Below are 22,808 nucleotides of genomic sequence, written 5' to 3'. Positions count from 1 at the left end.
ACTTCGTTCAGAAACAAGCCCACATGCGAAGCTCGATTCCATAGGAATAGCCAAAATGCAGACGTTGAGAACAGACCGCTTCCCCGCTCTTGTCGGAAAGCCAAAAGAAAATCGCGGACGCGCGGGCTTTATGCGCTCGGCTTACGTTACCGCGACGCGAATAGCTAGCTCGGAAGCAGCTCCCGCGTCCTCGGACGGATGTTGTAACGCTGTTGCCGCTTAGGGCTCCTAGTCGCGTCAATCACTTTCGGTTTACCCGCGACCGCACTAAACAGTGCGCCAAAGTCCCGTACTAGCTCCACCCACACTTCTTCCGTGAGTCCCAAGCGTTCGAATACCGGAGCGGCATCTGCTGGGGTTGCTCCTCGTTTGCCCTTTACCAACTGCCTTGCGGTCCAATCTAGCAACTCGATATACCCTGCAACGCTTACCTCCAAAAAGCCCTTATCGCTGGCGCGGTATCCGTTGGAGCTTGGGCAGGCCCCAAGGTCTTCTTCACTGCGGCCCAAACAGATCGGTGCGAGAAACGCCGAACGCGTTAGGCCTACGAAACTTGGTGCAGGGGAGGAATTCGTTTCTGGTTGTTGAGACGGTTCGGAAGAATGATCCTCGACACTTTTGCTGCTAGCTTGCTCCTTCAAATCCTCGATCCTTCGTTGAATCGACGTGTAGTCGCTTTGCTCGAGCGTCTCGGCCATCGCGGCCCGAATCGGATTCAGGTCCACATAGGCCGCACAAGCCAAAAGAGCCGTTTCGTCGAGAATTCGAACAGCTTTGTAACGCGCCTGCCAAAATTTCCCGACCTCGCCATCGGCCTTATTAGCTCTCTGAGCAATCTTCTGGCTCAGAAGCCGAATCCACCACGATATATCGCTTAGCCGCAAGCGTATCTCCTTGACCTTTGCGGGGGACGATCGGATGGAATCGAGTTCGAGTTCGTTGGGCTCGTCTGCGGAGCCATCAGGCTTTTTGCGTTTCGGGCAGAGCATCAACCATCGCCTAGCGATTTCGGAGTCGTCCCAAGTGGCGACGATATCGGGCCTGGAGCGGAGTATCAGGTGATAGTGGTTAGAAAGAATCGAGTAGCCGAGCAGATCGATTCCCATGGATTTCGCCAGATTCCGGAGTTCGACCTCCATCCATGCTTTGCGATGATCGAAGTTTTTACCGGTAACGGGATCCTCCCCGAGAAGGAAGCAACGTCTGACCGTGCGATTGACGCAGTGAACGATAGCCACCTCGTCCGGTGCAAAGATTTCCACGCGAGAAATGCGAGCCATAAGAACCTCCGATGAGATCACGAATAAGCCGGAAATAAACCGAATAGCTTTTGTGACCAGCAATCCTACCTAAATCCGGAAATCCTGCAAACATGCTGTGCCCCCTAGCATCTAAACCCAAAAAGATGCTGTGTCCCCCAGGTTGCTCCCAAAAGATGCTGTGTCCCCCAGGTTGCTCCCAGGTTGGTGTGTGTCCCCAAAATGTTCCCCCAAAATGTTCCAAGGTAAACCGACTAACCATTATCTAGTCGGCTTCTTATCCTCAGATGGAAGGTTGCGATATGCTGCATTTTTCAATACGAAGCTCCTAGGCTATCATTCTAACCTCCGGCTATCCCACTCATACCTCTCGCGATTCAGCAGATTGAACATGATACCATTAGACTGGAACCGACGCGTTTTTCTAAAAGCCTCCTCCGTTGCCGCGTCAGCTATTCCGCTTATTGGGAGCGGATTGGCTGCGGGGAGAGAAGATGCGTCTTTCAATAACGTTGCTATTTTTGCCAAGCACCTTCAACACTTAGACTTTAATCAACTTACCGATTTCTGTCACGAGATAGAGGTCGATGGTATCGAAGCCACCATTCGAAAAGGCGGTCAGATTGAGCCTAGACTTGTAAGCGAGGAGCTTCCTCGTTTAACGGATACCTTGATGAACAAGCAGAAGGTTGTTGTTATCATGACAACGGATATCAACAATGTCGGCTCAGAGAATGCAGAGCTGGTCTTACAAACCGGCTCGCGACTCGGAATACGCTACTATCGAATGGCGTATTACAAATATGACTTGGAACGAAAGATCCTTCCTCAACTTGATCTGTTCGCAAAACAAGCGCGTGAGCTTGCCGAGCTTAACAAAAGCCTAGGGTTAACTGGACTTTACCAGAATCATTCTGGCGCGAACTATGTTGGCGCCCCGCTTTGGGACTTAGGTGTGATGCTTCGTGAGATCGAATCGGCTTATTTGTCCGTAGCGTATGATGTACGCCATGCCACAGTAGAAGGCTTCCAGTCATGGGAAATCGATCTCAACATGTTGGTGGATTCGATCGGCGCAACTTTTGTTAAAGATTGCAAGATTCTCGATCGTAAGGTCGAGGATGTACCTCTAGGTACCGGTGATGTCAGCCAGAAACTGTTCGCCCGATTGAAACGGAATCCACTCCCTGGTCCCATCTCGTTACACATGGAGTACACCGATCACAAAGATCCAGCGAGTCTGCCCGCTGCCATGGATGCCTATCGTCGCGACCGAGCAACTCTTCGCGAATTGCTGGGAGTGTAGACAGATAACTGGAACTCCAGCATCCAGTCTCACCTGTACAGGGCGGGCAGCTAATGGTTTAATAATAATGATGTTCGGTGTTTTTCGATCATGCGATCGGCGGCTCGATAGAAAGTTGGATGGAAAATGGGGAAAACGCGCTGGCTGGATCATGAGGAACCAGGGCCTGATGACGTTAAAAATGAAATTCTCAGGCTGCTCATGTGCCTTAAGTCGGGAGAGAGTATTTGCCCATCCGATGCAGCTCGCGCTTTCGGCTCGAAATGGCGGCAATACATGCCACTCGTTCGCGATGTGGTTTCCGATATGTTTCGAGACGATCTGATCGATGTCACCCAACAAGGGACGGTTATCGATCTAGAGGAACGCAGCATCGAAAGCATCAAAGGACCAATCCGCGTACAACTGAGGAAACCGAACCTTTCCAACGAAAGTATGTAGCTCATGAAGAGCGACGACCAGAAAAAGCTCCCGACCGAAAAGACCTCGTCGGATCAGAATCCATGTACAGAATCAGTCGGAGTTTCAATTCGACTATCGAGACCTTGGCAAATAATCATCTTAGGAGCCGTCTGCTTTCATCTGATTGCCGTATTCTCCGAGCCTTTCCATTTTTTCTCGCGCAGTCGGGTTCAATCTGGGGCTGATGCTGATTTATTGCGTAGCGTCTTCCGGCCTTATACTCAGTTTCTATTTCTCGATCACGGTTATTTTTTCTTCGCTCCCAATCCAGGACCGGGGCATTTGTTGCGAGTCGCCACCGACAATGATCCCTTGCCTCCACCAGCCAATTTATTCCAGGTCAATCCATACGAAGGTGTCCTCATTCCCGATCGAAATCGGCATCGCCCTCGCTTGCTCTACCATCGCTATTTGATGTTCGCAGAATTTGTGAACTCGCGTTTCGCTCCCCCTGAGCTGGATCCCGAATTGGCTAGGGAACCACTAATTCAAAAAAGCTGGGAGAACGACTCTGAGATCTATCGCAACTTGATTGGATCAATTTCCGAAAACATAAAGCGTGAGACGGGCAAGCCGTTTGTCCGCGTGGATCGGCTGGAAAGAGAGATCCCGGACCGAATATCGACGCTTCAGCAAAATGTTCGCATCTCCGATCCGCGTTGGATTCAGATCTTGCCCGAAACGCTATCCAATTTTCCGCCCCCACCTCCTCCAGCTTCGATCGCCCCGCCTACAGCAAACGGTGCCTCTCCCACCAGCGAAGCGAATGCACAAGTTGAGGAGTTGCTAATTCCCAAATGAGCAGTGCGAATCAATTTCCTCCGCCATCGAACCGGCCTTTGGGGTTACTGGACAAATTACTAGGCTTTTTCTTTCAGCCCACTTCGGCGCATACGCTGGTTCCGATTCGTATCGCCACCGGTTTGATGATCGCGTATGTGCATTGTGTCTGGTTGTTGAAGCTGGACGATTTTCTGGGCCCGAACGCGTTGGTGAGCAACGATCTCTGGAACCGTCTGCACAGTGGTGCACCCGAGATTGGGGTGCCAGGAGATAGCAAATGGACTTATTTAGCGATGACCGAGTCGCTGGCGTGGATCCGGCTCCATGAATGGTTGGGGATCCTGTGTGGCGTTTGTGCAGCCTTGGGATTGCTTACCAGGCTAACGATGGGTCTGGCTTGGTTCTTGACTCTGATGACGGTTCATCGCTTGACCGGATTTCTGTTCGGTCTGGATCAGATTGTGATCATGTTGAGTTTTTATCTAATCTTCGCCCAGTCGAACAGCTTGCTGAGTTTGGATCGCATTTTGAGCAAACGGTTTCCCAAGCTTGCCGATGCGTGGTGGTTGCGAATCGCGACCGGACTGAACACCCCCGACGTCAACGCGACAACGCTTTCATGGCAGAATACCGTTTCGACGCGAATGATGCAGATCCACATGTGCATCATCTACTTTTTTGGCGGACTCGGCAAATTGCGAGGCGAGATGTGGTGGGATGGGTCCGCACTCTGGTTCGCAGCGGCATCTTACGAATACCAATCCACGGATTTAACTTGGATGGGGCGGTATCCTGTCCTCGTCGCTTTGTTGACGCATGTGACGTTGTTCTGGGAAGTTCTCTACCCGGCAATCGTTTGGCCTAAGTGGACGCGACCGGTCGCATTGCTCTTGGCGGTTGCCGTCCATTTTGGGATTGCAATGTTCATGGGGATGATCACCTTTGGGTTCATGATGATCATCGCCAATCTATCATTCGTGCCTGCCGATCTTATGCACCGTACTTGCCAAGCCGCCCGGCGTTGGATAATGCCAAAGTCATAAGATACTGGGCTTCGAAGTGCCCCAAGCCGCCGGTGATACAGGTCGACTCGTTAAACGTGACATGCGGGTCAGGTCGGCAGCAATCCGACACGAGCAGCGTGGGAACGGGGTGCCACGAGTGGCTCTTGAGATAAGATGGCGTGCTATGGTCGCCGGTAACGATCAAGACGGTGGGGTTAAGGGCATTGATACGTGGTAGCAAGCTATCCAGCTCCTCGATCCGCTTGACCTTTTCGTCAAAGTTGCCGTCTTCGCCGGTGCTATCGGTATACTTGAAGTGGAGGAAGAAGAAGTCGTAATCGTTCCAAGCCTTTTCTAGGGTATCAATTTGTTCGGCCAGCGATTGTGCTTTTCCGATCACATCCATGCCGACCAATTGAGCTAATCCTTTGTACATCGGATAGACCGCGATGGCGGCTGCTTTCAGTCCGTAGACTTCTTGGTACGTTGGCAGGGCGGGCTTACTCGCGAAGCCACGCATGGTGTGGAAGTTCGCTTTAGGGTGCCCGGCGAGGATTTTCTTTGCTTGAGCCAAAAATTCCTTGGCTACTTCGGCCGTCTTCTTGCTCGCTTCGTCTTGGGCAACTGGATCGAGCGGAGGAACACCGGTCTTTTGCGGGTCGGTGTCGGCCACGTTACCACCTAGGCCCGCTCCGCGCAGAACGACTACGAATCGATGCTCCTTGACCGGTTCGACAAAGACCTCGATGCCGGGGATTTTGATTTGGCGAAGAGAGATAGCTAGAGGGGCACTTTCTTCGCTGCTAATACGTCCAGCACGGCGATCAGAGATGTTGCCATTGGCATCTAGGGTGCAAAAATTGCAGCGGATCGCCACGTCCCCTTCTTGAAGGGCAAAGCCGATGCCGGTTGCTTCGAGTGCTCCACGTCCAATCTGATATTGGAGAGGATCGTAGCCAAATAGCCCTAAATGCCCTGGGCCGCTGCCTGGTGCGATGCCCGGTTTAACGGGAATGCTGGCACCTTGAACGCCGAGTTTTGCCAACGCGGACAGATTGGGAGTCGCTGCGGATTCGAGTTCCGTTTTTCCGCCCGCTTGCATGGGCAAACCACCAAGGCCGTCGGCGACCATCATCACGATTTTGCTGTCATTGCTCAGTTGGAGTTCGCGAGTTAGGTCATGCATATCCATGGAGTGGTGCCTCGGTATAGGTTTTGGCTAGATAAGTTGCTTGAAACTACGATATTGACGATCGCAGTATTCAAACAGATCTCATCGATTCCGCAATCTCAGATGGTAAGCATTTCGAAAGGGGCGGTTTTCCGTTAAGATCAAGGGAGGTAATGTAAAGTCAAGTTGACGAGGGAGTCTTCGGTGGGTTAGTCGAGGCTCAAAGGAATGCCGCGCTGAGAGGAGACCACACAATCATGCCAACAATTCGCAAGCTACCGGTTGGGTTGGTGAACAAAATTGCGGCCGGAGAGGTCATTGAACGCCCCGCGAGCGTGGTCAAGGAATTGCTTGAGAACAGCATTGACGCAGGGGCAAAGCGTGTAGAAATCAGCATCGAGGGGGGCGGCCTCGATTTGATTCGGATCACCGATGATGGTTGTGGCATTGACGAGGAGCAATTGGAGCTGGCTATATCTCCGCACGCTACGAGCAAGCTACAGAATGACGATGATTTATTTGATGTTCGCACGTTAGGTTTTCGCGGTGAGGCGTTGGCATCGATCGCCGAGATCAGCCATATGACTTTACGGAGCAGAACGGCACAATCCGATAGCGGGTACGAGCTATTGGTCAAGGGTGGAGTGCAAGAGCCGGTCCGTCCCACATCTGGACCGATTGGTACCACCATTGAAATTCGGCATTTGTTTTTCAATACGCCGGTCCGTCGCAAGTTCATGAAGAGTGCCCAAACGGAAATGGGACATGTGACGGAAGCCTTCACTCGAGTTGCCCTAGCCTTTCCGCACGTGCATATGGTTTTGCATAGCGGTAGCAGGACCGTTCATGATTTGCCCCCCACGGAGCGTTGGTCCGAGCGGATCCGCAAATTTTTTGGGGACGAGGTCGCTGATGCGTTGATCTCTATCGATCAGCGTGATGACAAGGTCGCTATTCACGGATATGTTTGCGATCCCTCGGTTTCGCGGAGCAACAATCGCATGCAATATCTGTTCTTGAACGGGCGACACATACGAGACAAAGCTCTGCAGCATGCGTTGGGGGAAGCGTATCGCGGATTGATGATGGTAGGCCGGATGCCTGTTTGCTTTTTGCATGTCGATATCGATCCGAAGACGGTCGATGTCAATGTTCACCCGACCAAAGTGGAGGTGCGATTCGAGGATAGCGGGGCCATTTATTCGAGGTTGCTATCCGGGTTGCGAAATAAGTTTCTCAACAGCGATTTCATTCCGGTGGCAAGGCCCACGGCGGAACCGATTCTTCCAGGGCATGTTTCCGCCTTGGCTGGAGCAGCCCTGTCTCCAAGTTCACAAAGTGCAAGCTCGACGAGTAGTTTACTCGATTGGCCCCAAACGACGACGGCCGCGTTACCACGTTCCGTTCCTGATTTCCGGCCGTTTCCGTCGGCCCGGAACGAGTTTGGAGGACCAGTGGCACCGCGATCCCATCAGAATGATCCTTTCGGACCGATGAGAAGCGATCCCGTGTCTGCCGTACCGGAGTTGCCACCCAGCGCCATGCCTTGGTCAGCCGAAATCGATCTGGACAGTTCGTTGGGCTTGCCGGCCGGTGGGGATGAAGCCTTGCTCACCTCGTCCCACAGTCATTCATCGGCGCATCGAGTTGATCATGCCCATCATGGTGCAAGCTCCAGTAAGACAGTTGGATTTCAGATACACAATCGTTATTTGGTTTCCGAGTACGAAGATGGGATGGTTATTATCGATCAGCATGCTTTGCACGAGCGCATCTTATTCGAGCAGATCAAGGCCAAGGTGTTATCGAAGGCGGTGGATGTACAGCGATTGCTGGTGCCCGAGACCGTCTCCTTGCCCTCTCAGGAGGCTGCGTTGGTAAACGAGTACAAAACGGTACTGGAAGAGATCGGATTACATGTTGAGCCGTTTGGAGGCGAGACGTTTTTGATCCATTCCTACCCAGCCATGCTCAAGGACATTTCGCCTTCCGAGGTCTTGCGACAGGTGCTCGAACCTCTTTTGAAGGGAGGCAAGAAGCCTGATGTGCGAGATTTGCTGGACGATATGATGAATATGATGGCTTGCAAAGCTGCGATCAAGGCTGGTGATAAACTGTCAGATGATGAGATCTCAGAGTTGCTCAAGCAGCGTGATCTGCATCAAGAAACCCATCACTGTCCGCATGGTCGTCCAACCGCGTTGTTCTTTTCACGCGATCAGCTCGACAAGATGTTCAAGCGGATTTAGATATCTTATTCATGACAAACTACCGAGGGTATCTAAAGGCTGTTTCGGCTTATGCGCTTTGGGGAATCTTTCCACTTTATTGGAAGCTGGTAGATCATGTTCCATCGCTCGAGGTCATCAGTCACCGAATTGTTTGGTCCTTGCTCGTGCTCGTCTTTTTGACAACTTATGTCAGGCAATGGCAAAGTGTGATCGAGCTTTTGAAGGACCGAAAGCGGTTAGCTTTGTGTTGCCTAGCAGCTGTGTTGATCAGCATTAATTGGTTCGTGTTTATCTGGGCCGTTCAGAACAAGTTTGTTGTAGAAGCGAGCTTGGGGTATTTCATCAACCCACTACTAACCGTATTGCTGGCCGTGGTCTTTTTTCGAGAAAGAATTAGCGGAACGCAATGGGCGGGCATCGTTGCAGCTTTCGTCGGGGTGGGAGTTATGACTTGGGCCACGGGTGTATTTCCCTGGATCGCATTTTGCTTAGCCATCTCGTTTGCCAGTTACGCGGCCGTTAAGAAGAAGACCACCATGCCGGCTATTTCGGGTTTGGGGATGGAGACGGCGATTCTAGCACCCTTGTCTCTGGTACTGTTGTGGTATTTTCGATTTGGCGGGTCGGAGCAGGAGGCCCTTTCGTTCGATACGATTGCTTTGTTGGTGCTGGGTGGCCCGATCACGACACTTCCTCTTTTGCTGTTTGCCTCGGCGGCTAAATCGGTTCCGTTGGTAGCCATGGGAATGTTGCAGTATGTCGGCCCGATGCTACAGTTTCTGATCGCTTACTTTCTCTTTCGAGAGCCTGTCGGTCTGGGGCGATTGACCGGTTTCCTTATCGTTTGGGCCGCGTTGGCGTTGTTTGTATGGGGAACAGTACAAGTCGAAAAACGGAAACGACTTCATACAATTGGGGCTTGAGAAGAGTTACAATGCGAGGGCCACTGACCCAATAGGACTCGCGAGAATGAACCTACCCACCCAAAATCCTGCCCAAATCTTCGTACGAATAGCGGTGTTCATTTCACTGCTACCGGTTCTTAACTTCATTGCTCTGGTTGCTGGTGAATGGCAAATCGGAGCCAGCCGGATTGATGTCACCCCAACGGAACCCGTTCGGTTGAGTGGATATGCGGCCCGTGTTCAGCCAGCCACGGAAAAGGACTCGAATCTTTTTGTACGATCGTTCTATATGGCCCACACGGACAAGGAGCCGCTGCTGGTTGTGTCCTTGGATGCGATCGGCATATCGGCAGCGATGACGGAAACGATCAATCGAACGCTCGAATTGGAATTCGGACTGAGCAGAGCACAGGTGGCTCTGTGCACCACACACTCGCACACAGCTCCTCATTTGGATGGTGTCCTCACGAACTTGTTCGCAGACCCGCTTTCACCAGCAGAGTTGGAAGCGTCCAAGCGTTATACGAAGTTCCTGGTCGATTCCGCTATCGAATCTGCGAGACAGGCCATAAAGGGGGCAGTCCCAGGCACTATTACCGTCGCTGACGACCAAGCTGACTTTGCCATCAATCGTCGCGTTATACAGAGTGGTCGTTGGGCGAATTTTGGGACCACTCCTGAAGGGCCCGTCGATCGGCGAGTGCGAGTGTTATCGGCCCGTAAGGATGATGGCGAGTTGCTGGCAGTCGCTTATCAATATGCATGTCACTGTACGTCGATCAGTCCTGAGAGGAATCGGGTCAGCGCGGATTGGGCGGGCTTATCAGCTGAGTTGATCGAAAACCAGAATGATGGGTTGGTTGCTGTACCAGTGATCGGGACAGGTGCCGATTCGAATCCGAACCCGCGAGGCGAGTTTGCTCATGCTCAATCACATGCTCAAAGCATGGCAGAGGCTGTAACGCGTGCTATAAAATCCAACCAGGAACCACTGCGTGCCCCCGAGGTTGTATCCTTCGCCTACGCGGGGCTCGAGTTTGATCGCCCCGCCCCCTCATCGCTCCAGGGGCTTTTACAAGATCCCAATCGGCACATCCAGAATCGAGCACGAGGGTTGCTCGAGATACTGAAGTTCAAAGATCGCATCCCTGAGTCTTATCCTGCTCCCGTCCATTTCTGGGGGTTTGGCACCCAGTTAGCTTGGGTGTTCTTGGGTGGAGAAGTAGTCGTCGATTATCAAATCAGGCTCGAACGGGAACTGAGCCAGTTCACCGACGTGTGGGTTGCTGCTTACGTGGATGACGTGTTCGCTTATGTCGCCTCGGAGCGTTTGTTAAAAGAGGGTGGCTACGAAGTCGACAGCTCGATGGTTTACTACAATCAGCCAGGCCCCTGGGTGAGTGGAACAGAGGAAAAGCTCGTGAAAGTGGTTTTGGATCTTCAGACCCAAACCCGGAATTTGGATCGACCACTCACGAAAAGCCAATCGCTCGCATCGATTCAAGTTCCCGAGGGGTTTCGGATTGAGCAGGTGGCCGCTGAGCCGTTGATTTTCGATCCCATCAACATATCGTTTGGAGCGGATGGCAAGGTTTGGGTGCTGGAGATGCCAGATTATCCCAACGGCGGCGAGCGATCGGGCAGAGTCATCTGCCTCGAGGATAAAGATCAGGACGGATTGCTAGAGACAAGTACGGTGTTTCTGAGCGATTTGCCTTTTGTGTCGGGGATCTATGCATGGAGAGATGGGGTCGTGGTCGCGTGTGCACCGGAGGTGTTTTTTGCCAAGGATACCGACGGAGATGGAATTGCGGATGAAAAGCGAGTCATACTATCGGGCTTCGCATTAGCAAATCCACAGCACAGGGTCCACGGGTTTACCTATGGGCTAGATCACAAATTGCATTTCGGACCGGGCGATGGTACCAAATCGGTCACTTTGCATCGGTTGGATGGCTCGTTTGAGGAGATCGATATTCGCGGATGCGATCTAGCCATTGATCCCGATCGTCATGAATTGTCCCTCGAAACGGGAGAGACACAGTTCATTCGCTCGCACGATGGATGGGGGAATTGGTTTGGCAACGACAACACTCACCCCATTTATCAGTATGTCGCCGATCGAAACTGGGGCAATCATTCCTCGAGGCATTCCGCTGGCATGGTGCATTCCGCCGGCATCGTGCGATATTTGACACAACCGGTTGAATCTCCGGTGGTTTATCCGCTTAGTCAAGCCTTGGACCGTTTCAACGATCCGTTAACCGCGAATCGCTACACCTCGGTCTGCAGCACCATCATCAATCTCAGCCATGGGAACGGCGAAAGCATGTTCGGTCAAGCCATTGTGTGCGAACCGGTACACAATTTGGTTTCGCGTCTTTCGATGGTGCGAGATGGTTTTTCGTGGCGGGCGGAACGGTTGCCTGAGGATTCGTCAAGCGAGTGGATCCGCAGTTCAGATCCTTGGTTCCGACCGGTGCGGGTGGTCAACGCGCCTGATGGATCGATTTGGATCGCAGATATGTATCGCCGAGTCATTGAGCATCCCACTTGGATTCCCGAAGAGTGGTTAGCCAGGCTCGATGTCTACGCGGGCAAGGAACAAGGTCGACTGTACCGAGTGTATCACGAGTCGAAACCTCCGCAGACGCCACCTGTTTTCGAAAGCCTCTCCACAGAGGACATGATTGGTTTACTCGGACATGACAATATTGCAATTGCAGACTGGGCGCAACAGAGCTTGATTTGGCAAATCACGGATGGAAAGTTGAGTCCAAGCTCTATCGTTAGCGAGCTTAGTTCTGCGAATCCGCAAGTGCGAGTGCGAGCATTCTCGATTCTGAATTACGCGGGTGCGTTGAAAGAAAGTCAAAGGATTGTGCTGTTACAGGATCGTGATGAACGTGTCGCAACCTATGTTGCGGGGCAAATGCTCCGATCTGGTGAGATCTCGAGGGGGGCTGTCGACAGTATGGTTTCCCGGGTTGCGATGCAGGACTCAATCGATCCGCTCCTTGCGATGCGTCTGGTGATAGGTCTCGCGAATTATGGCGAAGCAACAGATCGGGAAGCAATTCGAAAAACGTGCGACCTGTTGCTCGCGAATTCTAACTTGAGAGGTTTCGAAATTGCACTAGAGTTCGTAAACCCGGAGCGAGTCGGATTGATCGTAGAAGAGTTGATTCAACGGGATGATTTGCGAGGGACCGGGTATCTCAACCGATTGGTTCCGAAATTGCTTTCGAGCGACCTTACGAAGATCGTTGGATTGATTGTGGGGCATCAGGGGGCGAGGCCTGCTTGGCATTATCTGTTAACCAGACAGCTCGCGTCGAGTGCCGGAGTCACCGCGTTAGAAAACGAGTTGATCGATTGCATTTATTCCGAGTCGAAGAAGGTTGTAAGTTCATCAGAAGGAACGCTGGCATTGAAGCTAGCGGCTTGGGAATTGTATTCTTCCCGGTTGATCGACGACTCTCAAGCGGAAGTAGGGGAGTTGCTTGAAAGGCTTGCCAGCGCGGATGAAGCGTTTGTGGAAGTCGTTGTCTCGGGAGTGTACAAGCTTGGCGAGGCTAGTCGCGTTGCCCTGCTCACGTCGAGTCGCAATTGGCCTAGGCCGTTGCAAAGGTCTGTGATATCGAACTACGTTGGTAATCCGCAAGGGATTCGGTTGCTTTTTGACTTCTTGGAGCGAGGCGAGTTGCATGCCAAGGCGGTTGAGCCGAGTCAGGTCGAGGTGCTGCGGCAGAATACGCAGGATGGATATGCAAAGAGTGTTGTGAAGTGGTTCGGTAGCGACGATGCTGGAGACAGGAAGGAGGCCATCGATCGGTTTGAAGCGAGTTGGCCGGCGCAATTCGAGCTGGCTCAAGGAAGGCTGCTGTATGAAACGCATTGCGCCAAATGCCATCGCGGGCAGGTTGTTGACGGTTTGAGTATTCCGCCGATTGGGCCTTCGCTACAAGCGTTAAGCCACTGGACCAATCGGGCTTGGCTCGAAGCGATCATTGATCCTAGCAAGTCGGTGGACGATCGCTACAAACGGAGTCTCATTCGGACAAAGGAGGATTTGGTGTTCTCGGGACTAAAAATCCAAGAATCTGATGAGTTCCTCGAATTAGTGCTCGCCGACGGACGGGTGGAGAAGATTGCGAGGGACGATGTTGAAGATATCAAGGAATCGAATCAATCCTTGATGCCGGATGGCTTTGAAAAACTGTTGACACCTGAGCAGATGGCTCAGATCGTCACTTACTTAAGACGCGGTGGGGATTGACTTTAAATGTCAGATACGGAAGCGGATGATGGATATGCTATTGCGACAACAGATTTGACACGCAAGTTCGGAACGAAGGTAGCGGTAGATGCGGTTAATTTGAGGGTCGAGCGAGGGACGCTGTACGGTTTTCTGGGGCATAACGGAGCGGGCAAATCGACTACCATCAAGATGCTCACCGGGCTGCTGGCCCCGAGCGGAGGTGAGATGCGGGTGCTTGGGTTCGACATGCTCCATGAGCACCAGAGTTTACAAGCCAAGCGAAAGATCGGAGTTATACCCGAGAATCTTGCACTCTTTGAAAATCTAACCGCCCGCGAATATCTCACGTTTGTCGGTCGAGTTCATGGTCTATCTTTGGAGACGATACGGCAGAGGAGCGAAGAGCTTTTAGCATTGATGACGCTTGATTCCGAGCCCAAGACATTAGCGCTCGAGTACTCGCACGGAATGCGTAAGAAGCTATCTTTGGCAGCCGCGTTGCTTCCCAAGCCGGAGTTGCTCTTTTTGGATGAGCCGTTTGAAGGAGTCGATGCAGTAGCCTCTGTTACCATCCGAGAGATACTTACAAACTTTGTGAATCGGGGGTGCACTGTGTTTATAACATCGCACGTTCTCGAAATTGTACAGAAGCTTTGTTCCCATGTTGGGATCATTATGCAAGGCAAGCTGGTGCATCAATCGTCCATGCAGGAGATACTCGATCAAGGTTCGTTGGAGCAGTACTTTTTGTCGATGGCTGGCACTGAGAGCACTGGGGCGAATCGCTTGAATTGGCTCGATTCATGATGCAGGGAATCTACGACCGATTTATTTGGCCCTCGTTGCTTTTCGTGTGGTTGCGATTTCGCATTCGCTACAACCAGATATCGAGAGGCTCCAAGTTAACGCAGGTGTTCGCGCTCCTTGGCACGATTGTCGTCGGGCTGAGTGTAGTATCAATTTGGTTGCTGGGTTTTACGCTCGGCTTTTTCCTGCCCAAGTATCTTGATCAGACCTATTACTTTCTCATTTGGGATGCGACTATTCTCTTAGCGATGTTGATGTGGGTGATCCATGTCCTCAATGAAGCTCAGCGTGGAGACCCCATTTCTCTCGATAAAATTCTTCATCTGCCCGTTTCGCCGAGTCAGGCGTTTGTGGTTAACTATCTGGCGTCATTGGGAACCCCGGTCTTTTTGATGACGGCTGGCGGTTGTTTAGGGTTGGTGTTCGGCTCCTTGTTTTCTGTCGGGATCGTTGCCATCTTGTTTGTGATCCCAGTTGCCGCATTCCTGTTTGCGATGACGGCGGCCACTTATTGGCTACAAGGTTGGATTGCAACGTTTATGATCAACCCGCGAACCAAGCAAATGGTGCTCGTGCTGTTGCCAATATTCATCATTGCCGCCACGCAGGTTCCTGTGCAAATTTTTCTTTGGTTTGAACGAAGCCAGAGGCAGACGGCTAGAGTTGCTTCGTCAGAGGGCCCCGAGATGGCAACGGAAGCCGAGGAGGATAGCGAGAAAGCAAGCGACACGGTTGTAGAGCCTGAAACTGTAGATTCGGCAGAAAAAACAGCAGTGCTCGGGGAGCAGGTGGAGCAGCGAACCGAATTCGATGCTTTGTCTACCGATTCGGGAGAACAGGTGGAAACGCAACAGTCTGAGTCGCCTGAGGATGCTTTTTCCGAGGACGTTCTATTTGAGGAAGAATCAGCCTATGAGGCGAAAGAACAGGCTGATCGGGAGTTACGGATCAAGCAGCTTAACGAGCGCAGGGCACGGGCATTCGATGTTCTTGTATCGTCAGCCCGCATCGGCAACTATGCGGTGCCTCCGTTGTGGAGTGTCGCCGCGATCGATTCCATGATGAATGGAATCCGTTCGGCTTGGCAGGCATTTTTTCTATCCATGGCGTTGTTGTTGGTAGGAGCTCAGTTCTTGCGCTGGAGTTACCGATCCACGCTGGGTTATTGGAAAGGGGAGATAGGAAACAAACGAGTTCGAACTAGGGTCGTAGACGCTGCGTCGGCAAAACAAGTGGTTACTTCATCTGTTTCCGCGCAACCGAATGCCAAAGCTGCGACAAAGGCGCCACAGAGGTTGCGGATGGACGAGTGGTCCCTTCCAGGCTTGGAGGAAGATGTCTCGGCCATGGTATCGATGACATGGTCGTCGATGAGGCGAGCGCCCGAGGTCAAGATGTATTTGCTCATGCCCCTCGTAGCCCCGCTGATTATGTTGGTGTTTTTGAGAGGCAAAGTCGTACCGGAGAACGATTATCTCAAGTGTTTGATCGTTTGCGGATTTGCGGCGTTTATGCTGCTAATGTCGTGTGGGGTGGCAGGTAACACATTCGGTTTCGATCGAGCTGGTTTCCGGACCTTCGTGCTGAGCGGCATGGAGAGATGGCGAATTCTGTATGGAAAGAATCTCGCCCACGGAACATTTATCGGCAGCTTGCTCTTGCCTATTTTGATCTTTGTCGGATTCTACATAGGTTTACCGTGGTACTTTGGAATTTGTGCGTTACTCGTTTTTCTGACGGTATTGCCTATGTTCGGGTTATTAATGAACCTGATGGCCATTTATACCCCGTTTCCGTTAGGATCGGGAAGCATTCAACCGAAGAGCATGGACTTTATGACAGTCATGCTTAATTTGTTGCTGTCTTCGATTCTGCCGATGATACTCGGCTTGGCTCTGATTCCGCTCGGCATCGAGTGGTTGATCGGCTATTTTCTTCCGTCAGTAAGTTGGTTGCCGGTGGCTGTGCCGCTATCGTTGTTAGCGATGAGCGGTAGTCTGTTTTGCTATCGGCAGCTTGTTCGCTGGCAAGGAAAATTACTACAAGCTCGAGAAAAAGAGATTCTGAGAATCGTAACTTCCAAGCTCGAATAAAAGTCTTGAAAACTACAGTTGTCAAGCGAACACGGACTGGCTACACTTCGTCCATCTGAAGGGGATTTCCCCGAAAGATTGCCCCGTGGTGTAATGGTAACACAAGGGATTTTGGTTCCTTTATTCTAGGTTCGAGTCCTAGCGGGGTAGTTTTGAGATTCCGAGCCCGGATTTTCCGGGCTTTTTTCGTTTTAACCAATCATTTACCTAGCGAATCGCGATTTTTTCCTGGTTCGCTTTCTCTCTTTCCGAGCGGAAAATCATGCCAGAAATTCAGGCCTTTCGCGGTCTTCGGTACAATCTTGCCCAAGTCGGATCGCTGTCCAATTGTATCGCTCCTCCTTATGACGTAGTCGATTCTGCCCTCCAGAATCATCTCTACGAATTGTCTCCGTACAATTTTTTAAGGCTGGAGCTCAATCGACCAGAGCCGAACGACACGGACGAGAATGAAATTTACCGCCGAGCCGCACACATCTATCGAACTTGGCAAAAAGAAGGTGTGCTTCAGTGCGAGCCAGATCCTGCCATTTACGTGTATCACCAAGAGTTTGAGCTGGGGGGTGAAAAAGTCGTGCGACGCGGGTTTATGGCTCGGGTCAAATTACAGCGGTTTGGTGAAGGAAATATCTATCCGCATGAGCAGACCCATTCCAAGGCAAAGGATGATCGGCTCAAGTTGACTCGCGCGACCGAGGCGAATTTGTCGCAGATCTTTGGCTTGTATCCCGACCCCGAGAATCAGATTCAGGAGTTGCTCGAAACAAAGATCGCGGGAGTACACGGGCTCGAAGCTACCGACCATCTAGGAGTGGTCCATCGCATGTGGCCGGTGACTGACATCAAAATAATCCAAGAGGTTATGGCGCTCGTGGCTGACCGCGATATGTTTGTCGCCGACGGTCACCACCGTTACGAGACAGCATGTAACTACAAAGATGAGCTGACCGAAAAGGGGCTGCTTACCGACACGCATCCTGCCAACTTCGTTTTGACCATGTTGGTTAGCATGAATGATCCAGGCTTGTTGGTCCTGCCGACACACCGATTGTTGCATGGTATTCCAGAATTCTCCACCCAAGAGCTACACGAACGACTCTCCAAGCATTTCGATTGCGAGCTTGTAGGATCGGGGCCTGAGAATGCAGGAGCGGTTTGGGCCGAGATGGAGCGACTGGATGAGCAGCTGATCATGGCCTTGTATTCTTCCAAGTCGCAGGAATGGACTCGGATTTCGGCTCGTCAAGAAGGGGCGGATCGGATGAAGGAGATTGCAGCCGACCAGTCTGCTGATTGGCAAAGCCTGGGAGTTGCTGTTTTACATCGATTGGTACTGGAAGATCTGTTGGGGCTTAAGGAGATGCCCAAGCCGACTTATGTGCATTCCGTGAAAGAGGTCATTGACGGCCTAAATCGCAAGCTAGAGGGTGAGTTGCATTACCCCGTTGCTGCATTGGTGATGCCAGCATCGATTGATCACATCCGAACGATATCGCTTCATCAAGAGAGAATGCCAGCCAAGAGCACTTACTTTTATCCGAAGTTGGTTTCGGGATTGGTTGTGCATTCCCTCCAGCCGTAGCTGATCTCCCAACGCTAGCTCGATATGCAAGCAAAGGGGTGTCAAGCACTGAGGAACGAAGTACTGGTGCTCTGCACCCGTCGTTCCCCAGATTGGACAACCCACTCGCCCCTAATAGATTGCCGCCATTTCGTTAAGCCGCCCTAGGGCTACAAGTGTTGCCGCATGCAGCAGTTCTTGTATTTCTTACCAGAACCACAGGGGCACGGATCGTTGCGTCCAATTCGCCCACTCCGATTGCGAATAGGCTGTACAGGCTCATCCGACTGGCCGGCTTTCTCGGCAGATTCAAGATCGCGTTGCTTTTCCTCCATCATCGTCGGCTGCTGCTGCTGGGCTTGTAAAGTCTTTCTGAGGTCGAACTCTTCATGACGAGCGGTCGCTTCGACCCAACTGTCCGCGATGATGTCAGCATCCATAGCTTCCATACGGAAGATAACGTCCGTCAATCGCTCTCCGATCGACAACCACATCTGGTCGAATAACCGCATGCCTTCCCGCTTGTACTCCACCTTGGGATCCATCTGCCCCATACCCCGGAAACCAACGCTTGATCGTACGTGGTCCATGGCGAGCAAATGCTCTTTCCACGCAGAATCTAGCTGAGTTAGCAAAACGGTTCGCTCCATCCTCCGAATCTCAGGAAAGAATTTGTCGTCGATGGCCTGAAGCATTTTCGTTTCAAATTGCTTCTTGGTCCAAACTGCTAAATCCTCTTTGTTCCCATTCCAAAAGACCGTCTCGCGTGCCCAGCGATCAATCTCATCAATGCGAGCATCGTTATGGTTGACGACCTCTCTCAAGAGGGACGTATCGTTTGATCTGAAAACGTCGGCCGTTTTATTCACGACCACCTCCCGCATTTGCAGCCCCTTTTGAATGGCGGCTCGCGCAACCTCGACTAAGCTTTCAAAAGCTTTATCGGGATTGTCGGAAAGTTTTTGTAGGATGCTGGTATCTTCAAAGCGAGCCGTAGCCCAAGTTACCAAGGAAGTCCCGTCGATAGAAAACTCATTATTTCCCGTCTGCTGACTGAATCTTCGGAAGGACAGCATCACAGGAAACTGGCATTCTCGCTCTGCGTAGGTCTGCTCGGCCCGCGCAAAAAGCTTTGCCGCAATTGAGGCGTTTTCGAGGCCGCGTAACTCTTCGCTATTCACTTGAATCCCGAACTTGTTCGTCATCCACCCCACCAGAGACCGGTGGCTAAAATCATCGTCGAGATACGGTGCTCCTTCACTCAAGTCGATCGAGTCTATGTACTTCGAAGCCACATCAATCAATCGCTCGTCCATGGAGTCGCGAGGGATTCTCTTGAGTTCACTCTGAGTAAACTTTGCGCCGAAGCGATTATTGACCCATTTGGTCATCGCTTCCCAGTTCCACTCCGCTTCTTCTGTCTCGCGGGGAAGATTTTCGTCAATCGCGTCCAGGATCTGGGTCTCAGCAATTCTCTGCGCTTGATCCTTGGCATAAACCTCAGCAACATTGGCTTCGACCCCTCGGAAGTCCTTTGGCTCAAGCTGGACACCCAATCGAGAGCCACACCACTTGGCATAGGACTCTGGCCCGAAAAGAGGATCCATGAATTGATTCACATTGTTGGTGATCTGATCGGACAGATGCTTCATCACCAAATCGCGGCAGCTAGCCCCCTCAAGAATATCCTGACGGTAGCCGTAGACCTTTTTCCGTTGATAGTCCATCACCTCGTCGTATTCGAGGAGATTCTTTCTGATTTCGAAGTTTCGTTCTTCGACTTTCTTTTGTGCACCGGAAATTCGTTTGGAAACGTAAGGACTCTCAATCGCTTCGCCGTTACCCATCCCCATTCGCTTAAACAAGTCCCGAACCCACTCCCCGGCGAAGATTCGCATGAGGTCGTCTTCGAGCGAAAGATAGAATCGACTCGAACCAGGGTCACCTTGCCGACCGCAACGACCACGCAGCTGGAGATCGATTCGGCGGGATTCGTGTCGCTCCGTACCGATAACGTACAAGCCACCTTTTTCGCGAACCTTCACCCCCTGAGCCTTCATCTGCTCTTGTTCATCGATTTGGTTGATGAGCGCTTCCCATTCCTCCTTGGGAACCTCGAGACGAGTCGGATAGCGATCTTGCAGCTGTGCCCAAGCCATCGTTTCCGGGTTACCACCCAAGATGATGTCGGTGCCCCGGCCAGCCATATTGGTCGCGATAGTGACCCCTCCCATCCGACCCGCTTGAGCAATAATCTCCGCTTCACGTCGGTGCTGCTTTGCGTTCAGAACCGCGACCTTTACACCTCGTTGATCCAGGAGGTCAGCGAGCTTTTCACTCTTTTCGATCGAAACGGTTCCCACCAAGATCGGACGCCCGGAGCGTTCGATCCGCTCAATGTCTGCTTTGGGAATGGTTTCCACTCCGGATTGATCAGACTTCTTAATCGCAATCTCAGCTTCGTTCTCCGATTGAATCGTGCCGATCAGGAACCCACGCTTTTTATCGTGGAAGAAGACGGTGTCGAACTTGTTGACTCGCTCAACCTCGTCGGCAATCGCGTTGAATTTCTCTTTCTCGGTCAAGTAGATTGCGTCTGCGTGCTCGATTCGTTGCAAGCCACGGTTGGATGGAATCGCGACGACTCCGAGGTTGTAAATCTTAGAAAACTCTCCTGCCTCGGTCATCGCCGTTCCGGTCATACCGGAGATTTTCCTGTACAGCTTAAAGAAGTTTTGCAACGTAATGGTCGCGAGTGTTTGCGTTTCCTCCTTGATCTGCACTCCTTCTTTCGCCTCGACAGCTTGGTGCAATCCGTCACTCCACTGGCGGCCTTCCATCAAGCGACCAGTGAATTCGTCAACGATAATGATTTGCCCCTCTTTGACGACGTAGTTAACATCGCGCTTGTAAAGCTGGTGAGCTTTCAAAGCGTTGTCCAAGAGATGGGGCCATTCCATGTTGCCCACCGTGTAGAAGCTCTCCACGCCAGCCAGCTTCTCAGCGGCCCGAATCCCGGCATCGGTGAGGTTTACCGTGTGGTCTTTTTCGTTGACGACAAAGTGCTCTTCCCGCTTGAGCGCGCGGGCGACGGCATCAGCCTCTTTGTACTTGCCAAGATCTCGAGCCGCACTGCCCGAAATGATGAGAGGCGTTCGAGCTTCGTCAATGAGGATGTTGTCCACTTCGTCGATGACTGCGTAGTTCAGCGGTCCTTGGACTTGTTGTTGCGAAGACGGAAACCGGTCGTCACTGCGGGCCGCCATTCGCATATTGTCGCGGAGGTAATCGAACCCTAGTTCGTTGTTGGTCGCATAGGTGATATCGGCATTGTAAGCCCGTTGACGTTCGTCGTTCGACATACCGCTTTGGATATTCGCGACTGTGAGCCCGAGCCCCATGTAAAGTGGAGCCATCCACTCCATGTCCCGGCGGGCGAGATAATCGTTGACCGTAACGACGTGAACCCCTTTACCCTCGAGCGCATTGAGATAGGTCGGCAGAGTCGCAACCAGCGTCTTGCCTTCACCCGTGATCATTTCCGCGATGTTCCCCCCGTGAAGCACCATGCCCCCGATGAGCTGAACATCGTAGTGCCTCATTTTTAAGAACCGCCGTCCACCTTCACGGCATACCGCAAAGGCTTCTACAAGGATATCGTCGAGCGTTTCCCCACCGGCCAACCGCTTCTTAAAGACGATGGTCATTTCCCGAAGCTGCTCGTCCGAGAGTTCCGTCATCTTCGGCTCCAACTCGCCAATCTCCTTGGCCAGCTCCATGCATTTCTTGATTTGGCGGGAGTTCGCCGAGCCGAAAAACACGGTCAAGCCGCGATCGATACCGCCTAAGACTCCGTTGACAGCGTTCGATGTGCCTTCCCAAATTTTTTCCAGCAGTTGCATTTTGGTAACAGTTAAAGGAGGATTCTGCGGTAAAGGCGTACAAAACCAAATATTCTACGCATTTTTCTAGATCGTTCGCAGGGGAGGGTACCGATTCGCCCCTTTTGAGTCAATTCAGCCCCATTAGCCAACAAACAGTAACCTAAAAGCATAACGATATGGCAGAGTCCAAAAATACCTCTTCTCAGCTTCCTTGGTATTCCGAGGGGCTTTCTTTTGAATGCACACAGTGCGGAAATTGCTGCTCGGGACCTGGAACTGGCTTCGTTTGGGTCACCGAAGAAGAAATCGTTCAGATCGCTAAGGCTATTGGCATGGAAGACAGCCTTGAAGAGTTCCAGAGGAAATTTACCCGCCAAATTGGAAATCGAGTCAGCTTGGTGGAGTATTCTGATGGTGACTGCATCTTTCTGCACCCGAAGCTTCGGAATTGCACGGTCTACCAAGCCCGACCGAGCCAATGCAGAACCTGGCCGTTTTGGGAATCCAATGTAAAGAGCCCTAAAACATGGGCCAAAGCTGCCGCCGGCTGCCCTGGCTGCAACCAGGGAGAACTCTACTCGCTGGAGGATATCCGGTCCCGATTTGATCGAGATTCGTAGCAAGGATATTCGTAGCAAGGCTAAAGGTACCGGTGGCACGACTCATTACCACCATCGCAACCAACGGTACTCCATCACTGCTTTGACTACGTTCTTAAAATCGGCCGGTGCAGCTATCGTGTCGGTTTGCAAAACGAGCAATAGGCTCGGCTAGAGCACGCATGAACCAAGAAATATCCGTCAACCTCGTCCGAATCTTGGCCAAGAGTTCCGGGTCGGCAAGAACCCTTTCGACATCGGTTTGCGATGGTTCGGCCAAGTGTTCTTCGAATCTGCGACGAATCCATTCCCTGCGGTAGGAGTAATCGACCCCCGAAACGGCATCGAAACTGGCCAAAAAAGCACGCCGCACGCATCGCCGAACGCAAGGCACTACCGCGATTTCGTCATGCCTGAACTGTTCTGTGCGTAGTGGTCTACCCGTAGTCGGACTCCTTTGGTTGGTGAGGCATATTCTAAAT

The 22,808-nt window shown here is 51.9% G+C and carries 14 protein-coding genes, 1 tRNA gene and 1 pseudogene; 12 read left to right on the top strand and 4 right to left on the bottom strand.

Annotation, left to right across the window (positions count from 1 at the left end):
• Positions 1-164: 164 nt before the first annotated feature.
• On the bottom strand, positions 165-1,280 hold the full coding sequence (locus SH449x_RS02540) for a transposase (RefSeq protein WP_482379749.1): 1,116 nt from the start codon (positions 1,278-1,280) through the stop codon (positions 165-167).
• A 370-nt stretch (positions 1,281-1,650) separates the two neighbouring features.
• On the opposite strand from SH449x_RS02540, the gene SH449x_RS02535 reads away from it, so the two are divergent.
• The 4 genes from SH449x_RS02535 to SH449x_RS02520 all read left to right on the top strand — a co-directional run bounded on the left by SH449x_RS02535 (position 1,651) and on the right by SH449x_RS02520 (position 4,853).
• Entirely contained in the window at positions 1,651-2,565 is a 915-nt protein-coding gene (locus SH449x_RS02535) for a sugar phosphate isomerase/epimerase family protein (RefSeq protein ID WP_482379748.1), read from the top strand.
• 126 nt (positions 2,566-2,691) lie between these two features.
• Positions 2,692-3,006, top strand: a complete 315-nt coding sequence (locus SH449x_RS02530; RefSeq protein WP_482379747.1) for a DUF3253 domain-containing protein — start codon at positions 2,692-2,694, stop codon at positions 3,004-3,006.
• A 3-nt stretch (positions 3,007-3,009) separates the two neighbouring features.
• On the top strand, positions 3,010-3,828 hold the full coding sequence (locus SH449x_RS02525) for a hypothetical protein (protein ID WP_482379746.1): 819 nt from the start codon (positions 3,010-3,012) through the stop codon (positions 3,826-3,828).
• Entirely contained in the window at positions 3,825-4,853 is a 1,029-nt protein-coding gene (locus SH449x_RS02520; RefSeq protein ID WP_482379745.1) for an HTTM domain-containing protein, read from the top strand. Before SH449x_RS02525 ends, SH449x_RS02520 begins: the two co-directional genes overlap by 4 nt.
• Here the strand turns inward: SH449x_RS02520 and SH449x_RS02515 are convergent.
• Positions 4,801-6,006, bottom strand: coding sequence for a 2,3-bisphosphoglycerate-independent phosphoglycerate mutase (locus SH449x_RS02515; RefSeq protein ID WP_482379744.1), 1,206 nt, complete (start codon positions 6,004-6,006; stop codon positions 4,801-4,803). The genes SH449x_RS02520 and SH449x_RS02515 overlap by 53 nt on opposite strands.
• Before the next feature lie 236 nt (positions 6,007-6,242).
• On the opposite strand from SH449x_RS02515, the gene mutL reads away from it, so the two are divergent.
• The 7 genes from mutL to SH449x_RS02480 all read left to right on the top strand — a co-directional run bounded on the left by mutL (position 6,243) and on the right by SH449x_RS02480 (position 17,864).
• The gene (mutL, locus tag SH449x_RS02510) at positions 6,243-8,234 is read left to right on the top strand and encodes a DNA mismatch repair endonuclease MutL (protein WP_482379743.1); all 1,992 of its coding nucleotides are present in this window, start codon (positions 6,243-6,245) and stop codon (positions 8,232-8,234) included.
• A gap of 11 nt (positions 8,235-8,245) precedes the next feature.
• The gene (gene rarD, locus SH449x_RS02505) at positions 8,246-9,139 is read left to right on the top strand and encodes an EamA family transporter RarD (RefSeq protein ID WP_482379742.1); all 894 of its coding nucleotides are present in this window, start codon (positions 8,246-8,248) and stop codon (positions 9,137-9,139) included.
• 46 nt (positions 9,140-9,185) lie between these two features.
• Positions 9,186-13,400, top strand: a complete 4,215-nt coding sequence (locus tag SH449x_RS02500; protein WP_482379741.1) for a neutral/alkaline non-lysosomal ceramidase N-terminal domain-containing protein — start codon at positions 9,186-9,188, stop codon at positions 13,398-13,400.
• A 6-nt stretch (positions 13,401-13,406) separates the two neighbouring features.
• Positions 13,407-14,189 carry an ABC transporter ATP-binding protein gene (locus SH449x_RS02495; RefSeq protein ID WP_482379740.1) on the top strand — a complete coding sequence of 261 codons (783 nt, stop codon included), beginning with the start codon at positions 13,407-13,409 and terminating at the stop codon, positions 14,187-14,189.
• Positions 14,186-16,282 carry a hypothetical protein gene (locus SH449x_RS02490; RefSeq protein WP_482379739.1) on the top strand — a complete coding sequence of 699 codons (2,097 nt, stop codon included), beginning with the start codon at positions 14,186-14,188 and terminating at the stop codon, positions 16,280-16,282. The genes SH449x_RS02495 and SH449x_RS02490 overlap by 4 nt, the downstream gene beginning before the upstream one ends.
• 79 nt (positions 16,283-16,361) lie before the next feature.
• Positions 16,362-16,432 (top strand) — tRNA-Gln (locus SH449x_RS02485).
• A 112-nt stretch (positions 16,433-16,544) separates the two neighbouring features.
• Entirely contained in the window at positions 16,545-17,864 is a 1,320-nt protein-coding gene (locus SH449x_RS02480; protein ID WP_482379738.1) for a DUF1015 domain-containing protein, read from the top strand.
• A gap of 149 nt (positions 17,865-18,013) precedes the next feature.
• Here SH449x_RS02480 and secA read toward each other — a convergent pair whose 3' ends face one another.
• Positions 18,014-21,745, bottom strand: a complete 3,732-nt coding sequence (gene secA, locus SH449x_RS02475) for a preprotein translocase subunit SecA (protein WP_482379737.1) — start codon at positions 21,743-21,745, stop codon at positions 18,014-18,016.
• A gap of 158 nt (positions 21,746-21,903) precedes the next feature.
• On the opposite strand from secA, the gene SH449x_RS02470 reads away from it, so the two are divergent.
• A complete protein-coding gene (locus SH449x_RS02470) occupies positions 21,904-22,347 on the top strand; it encodes a YkgJ family cysteine cluster protein (RefSeq protein ID WP_482379736.1) in 444 nt (147 codons plus the stop codon).
• A 97-nt stretch (positions 22,348-22,444) separates the two neighbouring features.
• Here the strand turns inward: SH449x_RS02470 and SH449x_RS02465 are convergent.
• Positions 22,445-22,729 (bottom strand): annotated as a pseudogene (locus SH449x_RS02465) (hypothetical protein); the annotation flags it as partial.
• Positions 22,730-22,808: the final 79 nt, after the last annotated feature.

Source organism: Brakhagea baltica (genome assembly GCF_052161605.1).
Classification (GTDB): Bacteria; Planctomycetota; Planctomycetia; order Pirellulales; family Pirellulaceae; genus JBKCUI01.
Note: the sequence above shows the minus strand (reverse complement) of the source record. Positions and strands in the feature narration are given on the sequence as shown.

Bases quoted from the DNA above. Each gene is read 5' to 3' on its own strand.
- SH449x_RS02540 (WP_482379749.1), bottom strand. From the start codon at position 1,280: ATGGCTCGCATTTCTCGCGTGGAAATCTTTGCACCGGACGAGGTGGCT.
- SH449x_RS02535 (WP_482379748.1), top strand. From the start codon at position 1,651: ATGATACCATTAGACTGGAACCGACGCGTTTTTCTAAAAGCCTCCTCC.
- SH449x_RS02530 (WP_482379747.1), top strand. From the start codon at position 2,692: ATGGGGAAAACGCGCTGGCTGGATCATGAGGAACCAGGGCCTGATGAC.
- SH449x_RS02525 (WP_482379746.1), top strand. From the start codon at position 3,010: ATGAAGAGCGACGACCAGAAAAAGCTCCCGACCGAAAAGACCTCGTCG.
- SH449x_RS02520 (WP_482379745.1), top strand. From the start codon at position 3,825: ATGAGCAGTGCGAATCAATTTCCTCCGCCATCGAACCGGCCTTTGGGG.
- SH449x_RS02515 (WP_482379744.1), bottom strand. From the start codon at position 6,006: ATGGATATGCATGACCTAACTCGCGAACTCCAACTGAGCAATGACAGC.
- mutL (WP_482379743.1), top strand. From the start codon at position 6,243: ATGCCAACAATTCGCAAGCTACCGGTTGGGTTGGTGAACAAAATTGCG.
- rarD (WP_482379742.1), top strand. From the start codon at position 8,246: ATGACAAACTACCGAGGGTATCTAAAGGCTGTTTCGGCTTATGCGCTT.
- SH449x_RS02500 (WP_482379741.1), top strand. From the start codon at position 9,186: ATGAACCTACCCACCCAAAATCCTGCCCAAATCTTCGTACGAATAGCG.
- SH449x_RS02495 (WP_482379740.1), top strand. From the start codon at position 13,407: ATGTCAGATACGGAAGCGGATGATGGATATGCTATTGCGACAACAGAT.
- SH449x_RS02490 (WP_482379739.1), top strand. From the start codon at position 14,186: ATGATGCAGGGAATCTACGACCGATTTATTTGGCCCTCGTTGCTTTTC.
- SH449x_RS02480 (WP_482379738.1), top strand. From the start codon at position 16,545: ATGCCAGAAATTCAGGCCTTTCGCGGTCTTCGGTACAATCTTGCCCAA.
- secA (WP_482379737.1), bottom strand. From the start codon at position 21,745: ATGCAACTGCTGGAAAAAATTTGGGAAGGCACATCGAACGCTGTCAAC.
- SH449x_RS02470 (WP_482379736.1), top strand. From the start codon at position 21,904: ATGGCAGAGTCCAAAAATACCTCTTCTCAGCTTCCTTGGTATTCCGAG.